The organism is Nocardiopsis halotolerans DSM 44410, assembly GCF_000341065.1.
Classification (GTDB): domain Bacteria; phylum Actinomycetota; class Actinomycetes; order Streptosporangiales; family Streptosporangiaceae; genus Nocardiopsis; species Nocardiopsis halotolerans.
On record NZ_ANAX01000344.1, the window covers coordinates 1 to 17,599 of the forward strand.

The following is a 17,599-nucleotide window of genomic DNA, read 5'->3' on the forward strand; positions in this document are numbered from 1 at the left end:
GAGCCGACGTCCTGGCCACCGACACCTGGGTGTCCATGGGCCAGGAGGACGAGGCCGCCGACCGCGAGGCGCCCTTCCGCCCCTACGCCGTCGACGGAGCCCTGCTCGCCGCGGCCCACCCCGAGGCCGTCGTCCTGCACTGCCTGCCCGCCTACCGCGGCAAGGAGATCTCCGCCGAGGTCATCGACGGACCCCACAGCGTGGTCTGGGACGAGGCCGAGAACCGCCGCCACGCCCAGAAGGCCCTGCTCGCCTTCCTGCTGGAGGCCAACGACCGTTCCGGGGCCGACCGACGATGACGGCGGACAACGGCGGCACGACACCGATGACCAAGGCGGCCAGGCACGCCCGGATCACCGACGTCCTCACCCGCGAGGACGTCAGGTCCCAGGGCGAACTGGCCAGACGCCTCGCCGACGCGGGCGTCCAGGTCACCCAGGCCACGCTCTCCCGGGACCTCGACGAACTGGGCGCGGTCAAACTCCGCACCGCCGACGGCCACCTGGTCTACGTCCTGCCGGGGGAGGGCGGCGAACGCCTCCAGCGCACCCGCCCCGACAGCCTCGACCTCGAACAGGTCTCCGGCGCACGCCTGAACCGGCTCGCCGAGGACCTGCTCGTCTCGGCCGAGGCGTCCGCCAACATGGTCATCGTCCGCACTCCCCCCGGTGCCGCCCAGTACCTGGCCTCGGCCATCGACCACACCGACTTCCACACCATCCTGGGCACCATCGCCGGGGACGACACCATCCTGGTGATCTCCCGCGACCCCCACGGCGGTGAGGACCTGGCCGCCGCGCTCCTGCGACTGGCCGACCGCAGACCGTAACCTCGTACATGCGGCAGCACACCGCACCTGACGCGACACCGAGGGGGACACCATGACCGAGCGCGTCGTACTCGCCTACTCCGGGGGGCTCGACACCTCCGTGGCCATCGGCTGGATCGCCGAGGAGACCGGCGCCGAGGTCGTCGCGGTGGCCGTCGACTGCGGCCAGGGCGGCGAGGACCTGGACGCGGTACGCCAGCGAGCCCTGGACTGCGGTGCCGTGGAAGCCGTCGTCACCGACGCCCGTGACGAGTTCGCCACCGAGTACTGCGTCCCGGCCCTCCAGGCCAACGCGCTCTACATGGACCGCTACCCGCTGGTCTCGGCCCTGTCGCGCCCGCTGATCGTCAGGCACCTGGCCGACGCGGCCCGCTACCACGGCGCCACCATGGTCGCCCACGGCTGCACCGGCAAGGGCAACGACCAGGTCCGCTTCGAGGCCGGACTCGCCGCCCTCCACCCCGAACTCAGGGTGCTGGCGCCGGTCCGCGACTCCGGCATGACCCGCGACAGGGCCATCGCCTTCGCCGAGGACAAGGGTCTGCCGATCGACGTCAGCAAGAAGTCGCCCTACTCCATCGACCAGAACCTCTTCGGCCGCGCCGTCGAGACGGGTTTCCTCGAGAACATCTGGAACGGTCCCATCGAGGACGTCTACGCCTACACCCAGGACCCCGCCCAGCACCGTGAGCCCGACGAACTGGTCATCACCTTCACCTCCGGCGTGCCCACCGCCATCGACGGAGAGGAGCTCACCCCGCTCCGGATCATCGAGGAGATGAACCGCCGCGCGGGCGCCCAGGGCGTCGGGCGCATCGACATGGTCGAGGACCGCCTCGTCGGTATCAAGAGCCGCGAGGTCTACGAGGCCCCCGGCGCGATCGCCCTCATCACCGCCCACCAGGAACTGGAGAACGTCACCGTCGAGCGCGACCTGGCCCGCCACAAGCGCGGCGTCGACCAGCGCTGGGGCGAACTCGTCTACGACGGCCTGTGGTTCTCCCCGCTCAGGAGCGCCCTCCAGAGCTTCGTCACCGAGGCCAACAGGCACGTCACCGGCGACATCCGCATGGTTCTGCACGGGGGCCGCGCCGTGGTCACCGGGCGCCGCGGCGAGGCGTCCCTGTACGACCACGCCCTGGCCACCTACGACACCGGCGACACCTACGACCAGAGCCTGGCGCGCGGCTTCATCGACGTCTTCGGCATGCCCGCGAAGATCGCCAGCCTGCGCGACCAGCGCCTCAACAAGTAACGCGTCGGCGGGTGCGGAGCCCTCACGGTCCCGCACCCGCCGGACACCACACGTCAAGGAGAGAGACCACCATGGCCGACCAGCCCGAGGCGCTGCGCCTGTGGGGAGGACGCTTCGAGGGCGGCCCCGACCAGGCCCTGGCACGGCTGTCGCTGAGCACCCACTTCGACTGGCGCCTGGCCCGCCACGACATCGCGGGCTCGCGTGCCCACGCCCGCGCGCTGCACCGCGCCGGACTGCTCACCGCCGACGAGCTGGACCGCATGATCGCGGGACTGGACCAGCTGGAGACGGACGTGGCCTCCGGGACGTTCACGCCCGTCCTGGAGGACGAGGACGTGCACACCGCGCTGGAGCGCGGCTTCATCGAACGCGTCGGACCCGAACTGGGCGGACGCCTGCGCGCCGGACGCTCCCGCAACGACCAGATCGCCACCCTCGTACGCATGTACCTGCGCGAGGAGGCCCGGCGGATCGCCGACCAGCTCCTCGACCTGGTGCAGGCCCTGGCCGACCAGGCCGCCGCCCACCCGGACGCCGCCATGCCCGGGCGCACCCACCTCCAGCACGCCCAGCCCGTGCTGCTCGCCCACCAGCTGATGGCCCACGCCTGGCCGCTGGTACGCGACGTCGAGCGCCTGCGCGACTGGGACCGCCGCGCCGCGGTCTCCGCCTACGGCTCCGGGGCCCTGGCCGGTTCCTCCCTCGGGTTGGACCCCCGCGCGGTCGCCGCCGAGCTGGGCTTCCCCGACTCCGCGGACAACTCCATCGACGGCACCGCGGCCCGCGACGTCGTCGCCGAGTTCTCCTTCGTCACCGCCATGATCGGCGTGGACCTGTCCCGGCTGTCGGAGGAGGTCATCCTGTGGGCGACGAAGGAGTTCTCCTTCGTCACGCTCGACGACGCCTTCTCCACCGGCTCCTCGATCATGCCGCAGAAGAAGAACCCCGACGTCGCCGAACTCGCGCGCGGCAAGGCCGGACGCCTCGTCGGCGACCTCGCCGGTCTGCTGACCACCCTCAAGGGGCTTCCGCTGGCCTACAACCGGGACCTCCAGGAGGACAAGGAACCGGTCTTCGACGCGGTGGACACCCTCCACCTGCTGCTGCCCGCCATGACCGGCATGGTCGCCACCCTGACCTTCCACACCGACCGGATGGCCGAACTGGCCCCGCAGGGCTTCTCCCTGGCCACCGACATCGCCGAGTGGCTGGTGCGCGAGCGCGTGCCCTTCCGGGAGGCGCACGAGATCGCCGGTGCCTGCGTGAGGGTGTGCGAGGAGCGCGGTATCGACCTGCCCGACCTCGGCGACGACGACCTCGCCGCCATCTCGGAGCACCTGACCCCGGCCGTGCGCGAGGTCCTCACCGTGCCCGGTTCGCTGGCCTCCCGCTCCGGCAAGGGCGGCACCGCTCCCGTGCGCGTGACCGAGCAGCTGGAGAGGCTGCGCTCGGGGATCGACGAGCACCGCAAGGCGTTCACCGCCTGACGGGTCCCGACACGCGCGGGCGCGCACCCCCAGCGGGTGCGCGCCCGCACGCGTTCGTGCGCCCTCCCTCCCACGACCGTGTCCACGGTGTCCACGCCCACGGCACACCCATTTTGGAAATCGCCCCGCGTCCGCGGTGAGAGTGCGATAGCGTCCTGAACCTGCGGGCACCATGCGTGGTCTGCCCTGTGCACACCGTGACGCCCCCTCGACGCACGGCCCGTCGGCGCTTCCGCGCGTTGTTCGGTGCACCCACGCCCGACAGGCGCCCGCGACCAGTCCGTGGGAGGAACGCAATGGGGAACCCGGGAGGCACCGGACGCGGCGGCATCAGGGCGCAGATCAACAGGATCGTCCTGATTCCCACCATCACCTTCCTGGCGCTGTTCGTCGTACTCAGTACGGCCACGCTCGCCCAGGCGGTGTCGCTGCGTGCCTCGGTCGGCGACGGCCGCGCCGGTATCAGGCTCGCCACCGCGCTCACCCTCCTCCAGGAGGAACGCCGCCTGAGCGCCGAGTACCTCGCCGATCCCGGGGCGGACGGCCGCGCGGCACTCACCGAGGCGGCCGGACGGACCGAGGCGGCGCTCGCCTCCGTCCGCGAACTGCGCGACGTCCTCACGGACTCGGACGGTCCGGAGACCGCATCCCTCACCGAGGAGTTCTTCTCCTCCCTCACGGAGATCGAGGAACTGCGGACCGAGAGCATGGCCGACCCCGGCCGGGTCGGGGACGCCCTGCCCGTCTACACCACCGCGATCGAGCAGGGCATCCGCCTCTACGACGGCACCGCGCACTCCCTCGACGACGGCCGCGCCGCCACCGAGGCCGCCGCCACCACGGACCTGATGTGGGCCCAGGAGAGCTTCAGCCACGCCGACGCCCTCGTCAGCGCGGTACTCGCCGAGGACTCCCTCGACCGCGACCAGCAGAACCGGATCGCCGCCCTGGTCGCCGACGCCCGTCATCGCGTCGACACGGTCCACCCCGAGGCCGCCGCGGAGGACGAGCGCCCCGCCCTGACCGTCCTCGCCGGGAGCCGGGCCTGGCAGGAGGTCCTGGCCGCCGCCGACACCCTCACCCGCCACGAGGCACCCGTCAGCGTCGATCCCCTCACCGGGGAGCAGACCCGCGACCCCGCGCCTCCTGACGGGCTCGACGGTTGGCGTGAGGCCGCCGACCAGGTCAACGCCGACCTCGGCGACATCACCGCGGCGCGCGCCACCTCCGTCGTCACCGCCACCGAGGACGCCAGTTCCTGGATGCTCACCCTCGCCGTGGGTGGCAGCATCCTGTCGCTGTTCGCGGGCACCCTCGCCTACGGTGTGGCCGCCCGCTCCGCCGGGCGGCTCACCCACCGGCTCGCCCAGCTGCGCGCCGACACCCTGGGCAGCGCGCGCAGCGACCTCCCCCGGATCGTGCGCCGTCTGGAGACCGGCGAGCACGTCGACCTCGACACCGAGATGAAGCAGCTCGACCACGGCGACGACGAGGTCGGCCAGGTCGCCGACGCCTTCAACATCGCCCAGCGCACCGCCGTCGCCGCCGCCGTCAAGCAGGCGGACATCCGCGCGGGCGTCAACCGGGTCTTCCTCGGTATCGCCCACCGGCACCAGTCCCTCCTGCAACGCCAGATCCAGCTGTTGGACCGGGTCGAGCGCGAGGAGGAGGACCCCGACCTGCTGGAGAGCCTCTTCCACCTCGACCACCTGGCCACACGCGGACGCCGCCACGCCGAGAACCTCATCATCCTCGGCGGCGCCCAGCCCGGTCGCCGCTGGCGCCACCCCGTCCCGCTGGTCGACATCCTGCGCGGAGCGATCTCCGAGACCGAGGAGTACACCAGGGTCCGCCTGGCCTCCGTCCCCGACCTGTCGCTGTCCGGTACCGCCGTGGCCGACGTCATCCACATGCTCGCCGAACTCGTCGAGAACGCCACCGCCTACTCGCCGCCGCACACCCAGGTCACCATCGACACCGAGTCCGTGCCCCGGGGCGTGGCGGTGGAGATCGAGGACCGGGGCCTGGGCATGACCGAGGACGTCCTGGCCAGTTCCAACAGGACGCTCAGCGAGGCACCCGAGTTCGACGTCATGACCTCCGGCGCGGACTCGCGCCTGGGCCTGTTCGTCGTCGCACGCCTCGCGGTCAAGCACGACATCCGGGTGCAGCTGCGGCACTCGCCCTACGGCGGTACCCGCGCCGTGGTGCTCATCCCCGGGGCCCTGGTCGCCTCCTCCTCCAACGCGCCGGAACGCCCGCGCGTCACCGTCCGCCAGGGCGCCCACTCCACGCGTCGGGAGCCCCCGGTGGAGGAGCACGCCGACCTGCTCGCCTCGGGGGACACCCTCCGCCGAGACCGGCCCCTCCTGCGTCCGGTACCCCACCACCGCGACGGCGGCGGACGTCCGCCCCGAGGCACGCCCCTGCTGCGCCGGGTCCCTCCACCCGCCCCCGAGACAACCGAACCCGCCGGACCGGACGCCGTCCCGGAGGACACCGACCGGGTCGGTTCCGGCCCCGGACGTCCCGGACTCCCCAGACGCAGGCGGCAGGCCAGCCTCGCCCCCCAACTCAGGACAGAGACCTCACCCGAACGGGAGGAACCCGACCCCTCGGGCGCCGCGCAGCGGAGCCCCGAACAGGCCCGGCGGATGATGGACGCCTTCAGCTCCGGGACCCGGCGCGGCCGGGCCGCGGACGTCGACGCCACCCAGGACGCCGACGGGCGTGAACACAGCAGTGACGGTCAGGTCGGTGCCAGCGCCGACGATCACACGGGAGAGAGCGACTGACATGGTGGGCAAGAGCAAGGCCGTGGACAACCTGGACTGGCTCCTGGACGACCTGGTCGACCGCGTCGTCGGCGCCGAGCACGCGATCGTGCTGTCGGCCGACGGGCTGCTGCTCGGACGCTCGCGGGGATTGGCCTCTGAGGACGCCGAGCACCTGTCCGCCCTGGCGTCCGCGTTCCAGAGCCTGGCACGGGGGACGGGGCGTCACTTCGGCGGAGGCGACGTCCGCCAGACCGTGGTGGAGATGGAGCACTCCTACCTCTTCGTCACGGCGGCGGGGGCGGGGGCGTGCCTGGCGGTGCTGGCCACGGAGGACGCGGACGTCGGTCTGGTCGCCTACGAGATGAACCTGCGGGTCAGGCGCGTGGGCCAGTTCCTCACCGCCGCGCCGCGCAGGTCCGACCAGCTCACCGTCACGGGGAGCGCCGGTTCGTAGCGGGTCCCCCTCCTGAGGGAGAGGGCTCTCGGCCCGTACGGCCGACGGCCCCCCGTTACCAGCACGAGCCAACACATGGGAGGAGGTGACTCGTTGGCCACGTTCCACACAGGACAGCAGACCCACCAGGCCGTGCTTCCTCAGCGGTCCGCTCTGGAACCCGCGTCAGCGGTCACCCCCGGGAACAGGGACGGAACGGGGCGCGGAGACCACGTCCGTCCGGCCCGGTGGGCACTGTGGCGCGCTCTGGACGAGCGCCAGCCGGCCCGTGTGTGCTCGGGCGGGCGCACCAGGTGGAACCGCAACCGCGACGGTCTGCCGAAGCCCCACACTCCGCACACCCCGCGCGGCCTGGTGACGACAACGGGGAAGAACCCGCGCCTGCTCCAGCGGGCGGATGGTTACGGCTACACCACGCAGAAGGAGGTAGGGGCTTTCCCTCCCGTCTGAAGGGGGGTATCCGCCTCACACACCACATGAACACGTCCGGAGAGCAGCGCGGAGCGCGTCCGTCCGGTTCCGTGGCCGCGGACGAGGCGGCGCAGCCGCTGTCCGGCCGCAGGTCACCGACATGGCACCGGGGCCGGGGGCATCCGACCTCCGAGGGGCCCTCGTCGGGGGTCGCCCTCGGAGACACCTCGGCGGGTCCCCTCGTGCGCCCCTACACCATGACCGGGGGCCGCACCCGCCCGTCCAAGGGCCCGCGCCTGGACCTGGTCACCATCGTGGTCGCCGCGGCAGGAGACGAGGAGAGGGAGAGGGAACCCGAGCAACAGGCCATCGTGCGGCTGTGTCGCCGACCCATATCGGTGGCGGAGATCTCCGCCAGGCTCGACATTCCGCTGACCGTCGTCCGGGTGCTCCTGGGCGACCTCCTCGCCGAGGGTGACGTGCGCACCCGCGCGGCCATGACACAGCTTCCCGAGAAGAAAGTACTTCAGGCGGTACTCGATGGCATCCGCAGACTCTGAGACCAGGCCGCAGGAGGCGATTCCCCACGCGGTCAAGATCATCGTCGCCGGGGGATTCGGCGCGGGCAAGACCACGCTGGTCGGTTCCGTCAGCGAGATCACCCCGTTGAGCACGGAGGAGGTGATGACCGAGGCCAGCTACGGGGTGGACGACCTCGGGGGAGTGGAGGACAAGAACACCACCACGGTCGCCCTGGACTTCGGCCGCATCACCATCAACCCCGACATCGTCCTGTACCTGTTCGGTACCCCGGGGCAGGACCGGTTCTGGTTCATGTGGAACGAGCTGGCGGAGGGGGCCCTGGGCGCGGTCGTGCTGGCCGACACCCGGCGCCTGGACACCTGTTTCCACGCCGTGGACTTCTTCGAACGCCGCGGCGTGCCGTTCGTGGTCGCGGTGAACCGCTTCGAGGGTTCCACCGCCTACCGGAGGGAGGAGGTCCGTGAGGCGCTGGACGTCCCCTCCGAGGTGCCGATCATCATGGCCGACGCCCGTGAGCGCGAGTCCTGCAAGGAGGTGCTGGTCGAACTGGTCACCCACGTGATCCGGGGGCGGAGCCCCGTGATGAGCGGATGACCCCCGGTGGGACACCGCCCCCGGCACTCCCTGCGGATTCGATCCGGTATACGTTCGGGAGACACGCCCATGAAACAGGGTGCCGAACGCTAGAATGTCGCGGCAGTGACCACCGGTCCGACCGGGCACCCCATCCGCCTCTCATCTGAATCCTGGTATGCGAAACTCTGACCGACTTCCCCCACGCGAACTGCCCAAGCGGCGTTCCGGCCGCCACCGCAACCCGCTGTCCTTCGACAACTGGTTCGGCACTCCCGCCCTGATCATGGCGGTCCCGGGCACGGCCGACCGGGCCAAGGACGCCGACGGCGAGTCGATCGGTGCCCGGATGGCCGACCTCGTGCGCGCCTACCGCCCCGAGGTCACCATCCGCTACGGCCACACCGAGGGCGACGAGCAGACCCTGACCGAGGCGCTCTCCGGCCTCGATGCCTCGGACGACAGACCCCTGGCCGGTGTCGTCGTTCCGCTGGTCACGGCTCCGCACACGAAGACCTCCGCCGCGATCGAGGCGGCCGTCGCCGAGACGGGCGCCGACGTGCGCGTCACCGAAGGTCTGGGACCGCATCCCATGCTCGCCGAGGTGCTGCACCTGCGCCTGGCCGAGTCGGGGTACGTGCGCGCCGACCGTATGCGGCTGATCAGCGTGGTCGCCCGCGACACCACCATGGCCGACGGGGTCGTGGTCGGAGCCGTGGGCGGTGAGGGCGCGGCCGGGGCCGCCGGTGTCAGCGCGGTGCTGCTCGCCGCCCGCCTGGGCCTGACCGTGCTGCCCGCCGACCTGGAGGACGAGGCCGCGCTCGAACAGATCCTGGGGCAGCTGAACCAGGGCGGGTGCAAGCGCCCGGTGATCGCGCCCAGCGCCCTGGGGCCGGAACTGCCCCGTGAGGAACTGGAGGCGCTCGCCTCGCGCTTCGGCGCCAGGCTCGGCGAGCCCCTGGGCGCGGACAGCCTGCTGGGCAAGATCGCCGCCCTGCGCTACGCCGAGATCCTGAACTCGCTGGGTGTGGAGCAGCCGCCCACGGTCGAGGAGCTGCCCGCTCCGGTGGGCTCACGGCACCGTCCGGAGGCATGAGGGCACGGATCCGGTAACGGGACACGGCGCCCTGGGGCGCGACACGCCGTACTCCGAGCAGTACCAGCGCGCACACGGGGGTCGTCCGCTCAGCGGGCGACCCCCGTTGTCATGCGCCTGGACCTGCGGTTTCTCCGGTGCGTGAGTGGCTCGTAGCATACAGTGCGGGAGGCGGAGTCCAAAGAAACGGCAACTGATAGTGATTGTTTGACAGCATAAAGCAAGAATCTTTCGATAGTCTCGGCTCGACCGAAAGCCGCCGAGGCGCCCTCCCGGAGCCCGGCAACCGCACAGGCTGGAGGGGGCCATGCGCAGAACCCGCGACAACGCGCCCACGATCCGGGGACAGCTCACCCGTATCGTGCTGATTCCGAGCCTGTGTTTCCTCGCGCTCTGGCTCGTCGTAGCCGCCGTTGGCACGGTCCAGGCCGTCCAGTTCATGGGCGCCGTCATCCAGGCGCGCGAGGGAACCCAGATCTTCTCCGAGGCGGCCGAGGAGGTGCGCGCCGAACGCCGCCTCTCCCTGGTCTACCTGGGCCGTGTGGAGAGCGACGATCCCGACGCCGAGGTCGGCACCGCCCTCGACGAGCAGCGTGAGAGTACCGACAACGCCATGGCCGAGGCCGTCGCCCTCGCCGAGCGTCTGTGGGACACCCGCGACGACGAGGTCAAACGCAGCGCGACCGCCCTTCTGGACGGCCCCGGGATCCTGGAGGAGGTCCGTGCCCGCGTCGACGGGCACGCCGTCGAACAGCACGAGGCCCTCCTGCGCTACGGCGAGGTCCTGGAGAGCACCACCCGGGCCACCACCGCGCTCGTCCACACCACCGACGGCGGGGAGAACCTCACCGACGCCGTACTGACCAGCGAACTCATGGGTGCGAGCTCCGTCTACTCCACCGCCGACGCCCTGCTCGCGGGCAGCATCGCCCGCGGGGAGATGAGCTACGAGGAGACGGCGCACTTCACCTACCTCACCGCCTCCTACCGCGACACCCTGGAGCCTGTCAGCGCCGCCATGCACCCGAGCGTGGGCGCGCGCTACGACGCGATGGTCGCCCAGGACTCCTGGGCCCGGGCCGAGGAGCTCAGCCGCCAGGTGGTCACCCGGCGCCCGGCCGTCGAACCCGCCGAATCCGAGGACGGATCCACCGGCGCCGGGGGAGGACCCCCGGGCCCCCGGTGGAACACCACTGTCGACGTCGCGGCGGACGCCTGGAACGACTCCTCGGGCGAGGCCGCTCTGGCGCTGGAGGAACTGGCCCAGGCCCAGGCACGGCGCACCGTCGACCTGGCCTGGAGCGCCGCACTGCTGCGCGTCTCCCTCGGCGTCGCGGCGGCCGGGCTCACCCTGGTGGGCGGTGTGGCCGCCATCGTGATGGTCGGGCGTTCCTCGCGCCGCCTCACCGACCGCCTGGCCCGCCTGCGCGGACAGATCCTGGAACGCGACGACGACCTGCCCGACATCGTCGACCGGGCCCAGCGCGGCGAGAAGGTCGACGTCCAGGACGAACTGCCCCCGCTGGACGAGTGCGGGGACGACGAGATCGGCCAGGTCGCCGAGGCCTTCGACACCGCCCAGCTCACCGCGGTGGAGTCGGCGGTACGCCAGGCCGAGATCCGCCGGGGCGCCAACCGGGCCTTCCTGGGGATCGCCTTCCGCAACCAGAACCTGGTCCAGCGTCAGCTCCGCCTGCTCGACGAGATCGAGTACCACGAGCAGGAGCCCGAGGCGCTGCGTCGCCTGTTCCGCCTGGACCACCTGGCCACACGCGCCCGACGCTACGCCGACAACCTCATCATCCTGGGCGGGGGCCAGTCGGTCCGCCGCTGGCGCCAACCGCGCCCGCTCGTGGACGTGCTGCGCGCCGCGATCGCCGAGACCGAGGACTTCGAGCGCGTCCGCCTGACCTCCGCGCCCCGTGTGCTCATCCACGGGCAGGTGGTCGCCGACGTGGTGCACCTGCTCGCCGAACTTGTCGAGAACGCCACCCAGTTCTCCCCGGCGGGCACCCCGGTCGACGTCGGCTGCTCCCCGGCCACCGAGGGGCTGGTGGTGGAGGTCGAGGACCGCGGCCTGGGCATGTCCGAACACGGGTACGCGGAGGCCGAGCGCACCCTCACCCAGCCACCGGAGTTCGACGTCATGGCACTGCCGGACGATCCCCGACTGGGTCTGTTCGTGGTGGCCCGTCTGGCGGGGCGGCACGGGGTACGGGTGTGGTTGCGGCCCTCCCCCTACGGGGGTACCCGGGCGACCGCGCTCATTCCCGCGTCGTTGCTGGAACCGGTCGAGAACCCCGTGACGGTCGCGGGCACACCGGCTGGTGGCCAGGCTCCGGCGGTTCTTCCGAGCGGTCGGCCGGAGCCCCCGACGCAGGGCGCGGTCCCCCTCCACGGGTCCTTCCCCGGCGGAACGGGAGCCCCCGCCCATGACCGGAGCGGCTCGCAGGTACCCGTGTCCCACCCGGGCCACAGCGGTCCGCAGCCCCTGGCGCCGGACGCGTGGACCGGCCCCCAGGAACCCGTAACGCCCCCCGGCCACAGCGGCCCCCAACCCTTCGTGCCGCCCGCCACGTGGACCGTCGCCCCGGACCCCGTACCCCCGTGGAACGGTCAGCGGGGCGCCTTTCCTCCGCACGGCGCGCCCCAGGGATCCGTTCCGCCGGGAGGCCCCGGGGCGGGGGAGCGGGCTCCGGGGGCTTCCCCCGACGATCCCGTCGGTGGGACGCCCGCCCCCGCACGGCCGAGGGGGAACGGTGAGAGCTGACGACCCCCGCGTCCGGGGAGCGGACACCACCGCTCCCCGGGCCCGCGCGGCGGGGCACACGGCCGACGCCGCCCACCACGAGGAGTTCGGGCAGGAGCGCTTCCTGCGTCCCTTCGCCGTGACCGCGGGTGACCCCGACGCCCACGCCTTCGACGGCGCCGACGACGGGGAGCCGGGGGTCGACCTGCTCAGCCTGGTCGTCGCCGCACGCGTCCCCGGTCGCCGCGAGATGCTGCGACCCGAACGCGAGACGATCCTCAACCACGCCCTGCGTGCCCGCACCGTCGTCGAACTCGCCGCCGAGGTGGGACTGCCGGTCGGACAGGTCAGGGGCATCGTCTCCGGCATGATCGCCGAAGGTGCGCTCCAGCGCTGCGGTCCCTCGCGCCCCCTGGGCCATGAGGACCTGCTGCACGCCGTCCTCGTCGGACTGCGCGCCCTCTGACCGACGCGTCCGTCCGCCGGAGGAGGGATCCGGCGCGGGGGCGACGTGGGTCCGGCGCGTGTCGGAGCGGGTTTTCCACAGGTTCGAGGACACCCTGGTACTGGCCTACGCGGCGCTTCAGCATAGGAAACGGCGGTGGTACGGGACGGTCCCGCGACCACCGCCGGAGGTGATCATGCGTGTTGTCCGGTGGGTCGTGGCGGTCCTCGCCGCCGTGCTCGCACTCACCGCGGCCCCGGCCGCCGCCAGCCCACGAGGGGGAGAGTTGGACGGATTCACCATCGGGCACCTGCCCGACCAGATCGACGAGCGCACCTCGGTCTCCGACTTCGAGTACGAGTGGGGTGACGTGGCCTTCTCCAGCCGGGTGTGGGAGAAGAGCCTGCCCGGGGGAGGCGCCAGAGTGGTCCTCCAGGTCCTGGTCATGCGCGGATCCGGGCTCACCGACCTGCCCGCCGTCCGCGACTTCCTGGCCGAGTACCACGAGCGCTCCCCCGACTGGGAGCTCACCGAGTTCGACAACAACGGCCACACCGCCCTGCACGGCGAGACCGAGGCGTTCTGGACCCCGGCCGCGGGGGTGGCGGTGGAGGTCCGCGACGCCTTCGGCCTGGTCGGCCGGGAGGATCTCCTGGCCACCGCACGCGGTATCAGGGCGCAGGCCCCCGGCTGACGGGTCCCGGCCAGCGGGCTATGGCTGACGGGTCCCGGCCGACCGGCTCCGGTGGGTGGCCCCCGAACGGCGGGACCTCAGCACCCGGAGAGCACCTCGCGCAGCGCCGTCTCCTCCTCCGGATCCACGGTCAGGTCCCACACGTGCTTGACCTCGATCCACGAGACCACGTAGTCGCAGTGCGAGGACTCCAGCGGCGGCATCCAGTCGGAGGGATCGGAGTCGCCCTTGGACCGGTTGCTCGACGCGCTGACCGCCCACAACTGGGAGGAGTCCAGGTCGTTGGCGAAGCGCTCGCGCTCCGCGGTCGTCCACGCGTGGGCGCCCGAGCGCCAGCCCTCGTTCAGGGGCACCATGTGGTCGATGTCCAGATCACTGGAGTCGGTGAAGGTCTCACCGTCGTAGGGGCTGTACCAGGAGCCGGAGACCGGATCGCACTCCTCGTCGACCTCCACGTCCTCGCCGTCACTCAGCAGGACCACCTGCCGGGTGTCGCATCCGTCCCGCACGCCCGAGGTCCAGTGGGGGAACAGCGACCGGTCGTACCCCGGCGGGTCGTCCTCCGCCTCCACACGGAGCTCCGCCAACCGCTGGCGGGCCTGCTCCACCGGGGAGGAGGCCTCCGACGGAGACTCGGCGGCGGTGCTCTCCGGGTCCGGTCCGGGCACGGCCGACTGGTGGAGGGAGCACCCGGCGAGGGCGAGGACGGCGACCGCCGAGGCGGCCACGGTGCTGATCCGGCGCGAGGACATGACGACACTCCAGGGAGGAGGAGACGGAACCGACCACACCAGCTTGGCCCATCGCCGCCCCGTACGCCTCCCCTTCGCCTCACGGGTGGGGGACGGCCGGAGAACGTCCCGGCCCCGGCCCACGCCGACGTTCCGTTCCCGGTTCGTGCCGACCCCGTGTCCCCGGTGTTCGTCGGAGGCGCGGGCCAGGGGCTCTGTTGGGGCCATGCGCGTCAAGGACCGCGCCGGGACCACGCGCGTCAGCGACGCCTTCCGCTCCCCGGCCAGTGCTCCAGGGTGCGCGCGAACCCCTCCACCAACAGCGCGTAGGACTCGTCCACGTCCTCGGGAAGCCCGAAGCCTCCGCGCGTCTCCAGGTCCACGAAACCGTGCAGCGCGCTGCGCAGTGCCCGGATCGCGTGCACCATCTGTTCCTCGGCGATCCCGAACCCGCGCAGGACGGCGGCCAGCGCCTCCACCGGGTCGGTGGACAGCTCCGGTGCGGGCCCGACCCACCGAGGCAGCTGCTGGAGGGCGACGTAGCGTCCGGGATGGGTGTGCGCGTAACGGCGGTAGGCATCGGCCGCCGCGTGCAGCGCGTCCGTACCGGAGCGGCCCACGGCGGCCCGCTGCACGGCCTCGCCGATCCCGTTCGTCCCCAGCAGCGCCACCTCCCCGCGCAGCCCCGTCAGTCCGTCGACGTGCTTGTACAGACTGGGCGTGGCGACACCGAGCCGTTTGGCGACCGCGGCCAGGGACAGGGAGTCGAACCCCTCCTCGTCGCTGAGCCGCGCCGCCTCCTCGGCCACCAACGCCGGTGTCAGTCCCGCCCTAGGCACCGGCCACGACCTCCCCGAGCAGGGTCTCCAGAGCGGGAACGACCACGTCGGGCCGTTGGGCGTGGGCGTAGTGGCCGCACTCGGGCACCATCAGCACCGATCCGTCGACCACGGAGGCCACCCACTCGGCCTCGGCACGCGGGTCCTTCCAGTCGGAGTCCCGCTCGCCCATGATCACCACGGCCCGGGCCCGCATGCCCTCCGCGTCGGCGACCGTCTCGTTGTCCGCGTAGACGGTGTCGTGCACGGCGCGGTAGCGGTCGGCCGGACGCAGCATCTCCCGGATGAGCTCCAGCTGGCGCTGGTGTCCCTCGGGGGTCCGACCGGTGTGCAGCCGGTCGTAGAAGGAGACCAGCGCGCGGGGTCCCCACGGGCGCATCAGGAGCAGGCGCATGCCCACGCGCATGAGCGGGCCCAGGGTGCCCGGACGAAGGAAGGGGCCGAGCAGGGCGATACCCGCGACCAGGTCGGGACGCTCCTTGGCGGCGATCGCCGCGGCGCCCGCGCCCATGGAGTTGCCCACGATGACCGCGTCCTGTCCGTCGAGCTCCTCGATGAGCGCGATGGCGTCGTTGGCCGCCGCCCGGCTGGTGTGGTCGTCGAAGGTGGCGTCGCTGTCACCGTGGCCGCGCAGGTCCATGGCGGCGACCCGGTACCCGGCCTCGGCCAGACCGGCTCCGACGAAGCGGAAGGAGTGGCGGTGGTCGAACATGCCGGGCACGCAGACCACGAGGGGACCGGTGTTCCCGGCTCCGTAGAGGTCGTAGGCGATACGCCCCTGGGGGCGCCTGAGGTGGTGCATCGTGTGGGTCCTCGTCTTCTGGCTCATCTCCATAGCCCAAAAGCTAATGCCATTAGCAAACTGCGTCAAGGGAGTCCACCGAGGTTCTCCGCGAGCGGGGGACCCGACCGTCCGCGGGGGGACGCGGGAGGGGACGGGGGTGTGAGCAGCTGCTCCGCCGTAGCCGATAGCGTGGAGGAGGGGCAGAATCCGGATGCCGCTTCGCGGTCTCCCGCCTACACTGCAAGGCAGATCGAGCCCATGGGGCCCGCCTACACAACAGAGAGCAACACAGTGACCGACATCATCGACGAACTCCAGTGGCGCGGCCTGCTCGCGCAGACGACCGACCTTGACGCACTGCGCAAGGCGCTCGCCGATGGTCCGATCACCCTGTATTGCGGGTTCGATCCGACGGCGGGCAGCCTGCACGTCGGCCACCTCACCCAGATCCTGACCCTGGCCCGCTTCCAGCAGGCGGGGCACCGCCCGATCGCCCTGGTCGGCGGTGGCACCGGTCTCATCGGAGACCCCAAGCCCAGCGCCGAACGTCAGCTCAACTCGCTGGAGACGGTGCAGGGCTGGGTCGACAACCTGGCCGGGCAGCTGTCCGCGTTCCTGCGCTTCACCCCCGAGGGCGAGCAGCCGGGGCCGACCGACGCCATCCTCGCCAACAACGGCGACTGGCTCGGCGAGATCAACGCCATCGAGCTGCTGCGTGACGTCGGCAAGCACTTCAGCATCAACCAGATGCTCGCCCGGGAGACGGTGAAGAGCCGGCTCGACGGTGAGGGGATGAGCTACACCGAGTTCAGCTACGTGCTGTTGCAGTCCTACGACTACGTCCAGCTCTACCGGCGCCACGGCTGCACGCTCCAGACCGGCGGCTCCGACCAGTGGGGCAACATCACCGCGGGCCTGGACCTCGTCCGCAGGATGGACGGCAACGAACCGCACGGCCAGGCGCACGCGCTGACCACGAACCTGCTCACCAAGGCCGACGGCACCAAGTTCGGCAAGACCGAGTCCGGCAGTGTCTGGCTCGACCCCGAGCTGACCTCGCCGTACGCCTTCTACCAGTTCTGGTTCAACGCCGACGACCGCGATGTGGTCCGCTACCTCAGGACCTTCAGCTTCCGCAGCCAGAGTGAGATCGAGGAGTTGGAGCGCCAGACCGAGGAGCGTCCGCAGGCCCGCGCAGCCCAGCGCACCCTGGCCGAGGACCTCACCACGCTGGTGCACGGCGAGGAGGAGTGCCGCAAGGTCAAGGAGGCCAGCCTGGCGCTGTTCGGTCGCGCGGACCTGGCCGAGCTGGACGCGCGTACGCTGGACGCCGCCCTCGCGGAGGTCCCCAAGGCCGAGGTCGAGGGGCCCGTCGAGGAGCTGCTCGTGACCGATCTGTTCGCGCGGAGCGGTCTGACGCCGAGCAAGTCCGCGGCCCGCCGGGCGATCCAGGAGGGCGGGGCCTACGTGAACAACGTCAAGGTCACCGACGTGGAGGCCACGCTCAGGGCCGAGGACGTGCTCGAAGGGCGCTTCGTGGTGCTGCGCAAGGGCAAGCGCAACATCGGCGGTGTCGTCCTCAACGGCTGACACGGCGAACCGCGGGCTGGCGCCATGCCGCTGGCCCGCGGTCCTGCTGGCGCAGGTTTGGAGGGGAATCTTCCGGGCAGGATGCCAGTTGTCTGAACAAAAGCCGACGTGCATCGCGTCGCGGGGGCCTTCACAAGCTGCCCAGCAGGGGCGACAAGGTCCCGGATCCCGGAGCTGACACCGGATCCGGGCTTTGGCTTGACGCCCGCTCCCGACCTCCCTATACTCGAACGAGTCGCTACAGGACGGCGAGGATCCTTCGGGGTCGACTCAGAACCGGACTGTGATCGCGAAATCTTTCTCTCCAGGTCGAGCTGGTTCGAGCAGTGCCTCGGTGCC

The 17,599-nt window shown here is 71.7% G+C and carries 15 protein-coding genes and 1 pseudogene; 13 read left to right on the forward strand and 3 right to left on the reverse strand.

Annotation, left to right across the window (positions count from 1 at the left end):
• The 12 genes and pseudogenes from D455_RS31665 to D455_RS0125365 all read left to right on the forward strand — a co-directional run.
• Positions 1 to 299, forward strand: a pseudogene (locus tag D455_RS31665) (ornithine carbamoyltransferase); the annotation flags it as partial.
• Positions 296 to 829: an arginine repressor gene (locus D455_RS0125315; protein ID WP_017573462.1), complete on the forward strand. Its 534-nt coding sequence runs from the start codon at positions 296 to 298 to the stop codon at positions 827 to 829. The pseudogene D455_RS31665 and the gene D455_RS0125315, both read left to right, overlap by 4 nt.
• Positions 830 to 881: 52 nt before the next feature.
• Complete coding sequence (locus D455_RS0125320; protein WP_017573463.1) at positions 882 to 2,084, forward strand: argininosuccinate synthase; 1,203 nt, start codon at positions 882 to 884, stop codon at positions 2,082 to 2,084.
• Positions 2,085 to 2,155: 71 nt separating this feature from the next.
• Positions 2,156 to 3,574, forward strand: coding sequence for an argininosuccinate lyase (gene argH, locus D455_RS0125325; protein ID WP_017573464.1), 1,419 nt, complete (start codon positions 2,156 to 2,158; stop codon positions 3,572 to 3,574).
• 296 nt (positions 3,575 to 3,870) lie between these two features.
• Complete coding sequence (locus tag D455_RS0125330; protein ID WP_017573465.1) at positions 3,871 to 6,369, forward strand: sensor histidine kinase; 2,499 nt, start codon at positions 3,871 to 3,873, stop codon at positions 6,367 to 6,369.
• A 1-nt stretch (position 6,370) separates the two neighbouring features.
• Complete coding sequence (locus D455_RS0125335; protein ID WP_017573466.1) at positions 6,371 to 6,805, forward strand: roadblock/LC7 domain-containing protein; 435 nt, start codon at positions 6,371 to 6,373, stop codon at positions 6,803 to 6,805.
• A 476-nt stretch (positions 6,806 to 7,281) separates the two neighbouring features.
• A complete protein-coding gene (locus D455_RS33300; protein ID WP_017573467.1) occupies positions 7,282 to 7,776 on the forward strand; it encodes a DUF742 domain-containing protein in 495 nt (164 codons plus the stop codon).
• Positions 7,757 to 8,353, forward strand: a complete 597-nt coding sequence (locus tag D455_RS0125345; RefSeq protein WP_017573468.1) for a GTP-binding protein — start codon at positions 7,757 to 7,759, stop codon at positions 8,351 to 8,353. Before D455_RS33300 ends, D455_RS0125345 begins: the two co-directional genes overlap by 20 nt.
• A gap of 157 nt (positions 8,354 to 8,510) precedes the next feature.
• Positions 8,511 to 9,428 carry a sirohydrochlorin chelatase gene (locus D455_RS0125350; RefSeq protein WP_017573469.1) on the forward strand — a complete coding sequence of 306 codons (918 nt, stop codon included), beginning with the start codon at positions 8,511 to 8,513 and terminating at the stop codon, positions 9,426 to 9,428.
• A 307-nt stretch (positions 9,429 to 9,735) separates the two neighbouring features.
• On the forward strand, positions 9,736 to 12,198 hold the full coding sequence (locus D455_RS31670) for a sensor histidine kinase (protein WP_083922440.1): 2,463 nt from the start codon (positions 9,736 to 9,738) through the stop codon (positions 12,196 to 12,198).
• Positions 12,188 to 12,643, forward strand: coding sequence for a DUF742 domain-containing protein (locus D455_RS0125360; protein WP_017573470.1), 456 nt, complete (start codon positions 12,188 to 12,190; stop codon positions 12,641 to 12,643). Before D455_RS31670 ends, D455_RS0125360 begins: the two co-directional genes overlap by 11 nt.
• Positions 12,644 to 12,908: 265 nt before the next feature.
• A complete protein-coding gene (locus D455_RS0125365; RefSeq protein WP_083922442.1) occupies positions 12,909 to 13,316 on the forward strand; it encodes a hypothetical protein in 408 nt (135 codons plus the stop codon).
• Positions 13,317 to 13,393: 77 nt separating this feature from the next.
• Here the strand turns inward: D455_RS0125365 and D455_RS0125370 are convergent, their stop codons facing one another.
• From D455_RS0125370 to D455_RS0125380, 3 genes are all read right to left on the reverse strand, one after another.
• Complete coding sequence (locus tag D455_RS0125370) at positions 13,394 to 14,068, reverse strand: HNH endonuclease family protein (protein WP_017573472.1); 675 nt, start codon at positions 14,066 to 14,068, stop codon at positions 13,394 to 13,396.
• A gap of 239 nt (positions 14,069 to 14,307) precedes the next feature.
• Positions 14,308 to 14,886, reverse strand: coding sequence for a TetR/AcrR family transcriptional regulator (locus D455_RS0125375; protein WP_040685123.1), 579 nt, complete (start codon positions 14,884 to 14,886; stop codon positions 14,308 to 14,310).
• Positions 14,879 to 15,688 carry an alpha/beta fold hydrolase gene (locus D455_RS0125380; RefSeq protein WP_017573474.1) on the reverse strand — a complete coding sequence of 270 codons (810 nt, stop codon included), beginning with the start codon at positions 15,686 to 15,688 and terminating at the stop codon, positions 14,879 to 14,881. The genes D455_RS0125375 and D455_RS0125380 overlap by 8 nt, the downstream gene beginning before the upstream one ends.
• A gap of 273 nt (positions 15,689 to 15,961) precedes the next feature.
• Here D455_RS0125380 and tyrS point away from each other — a divergent pair, with 273 nt between their 5' ends.
• Complete coding sequence (gene tyrS, locus D455_RS0125385) at positions 15,962 to 17,260, forward strand: tyrosine--tRNA ligase (protein WP_017573475.1); 1,299 nt, start codon at positions 15,962 to 15,964, stop codon at positions 17,258 to 17,260.
• Positions 17,261 to 17,599 lie beyond the last annotated feature (339 nt).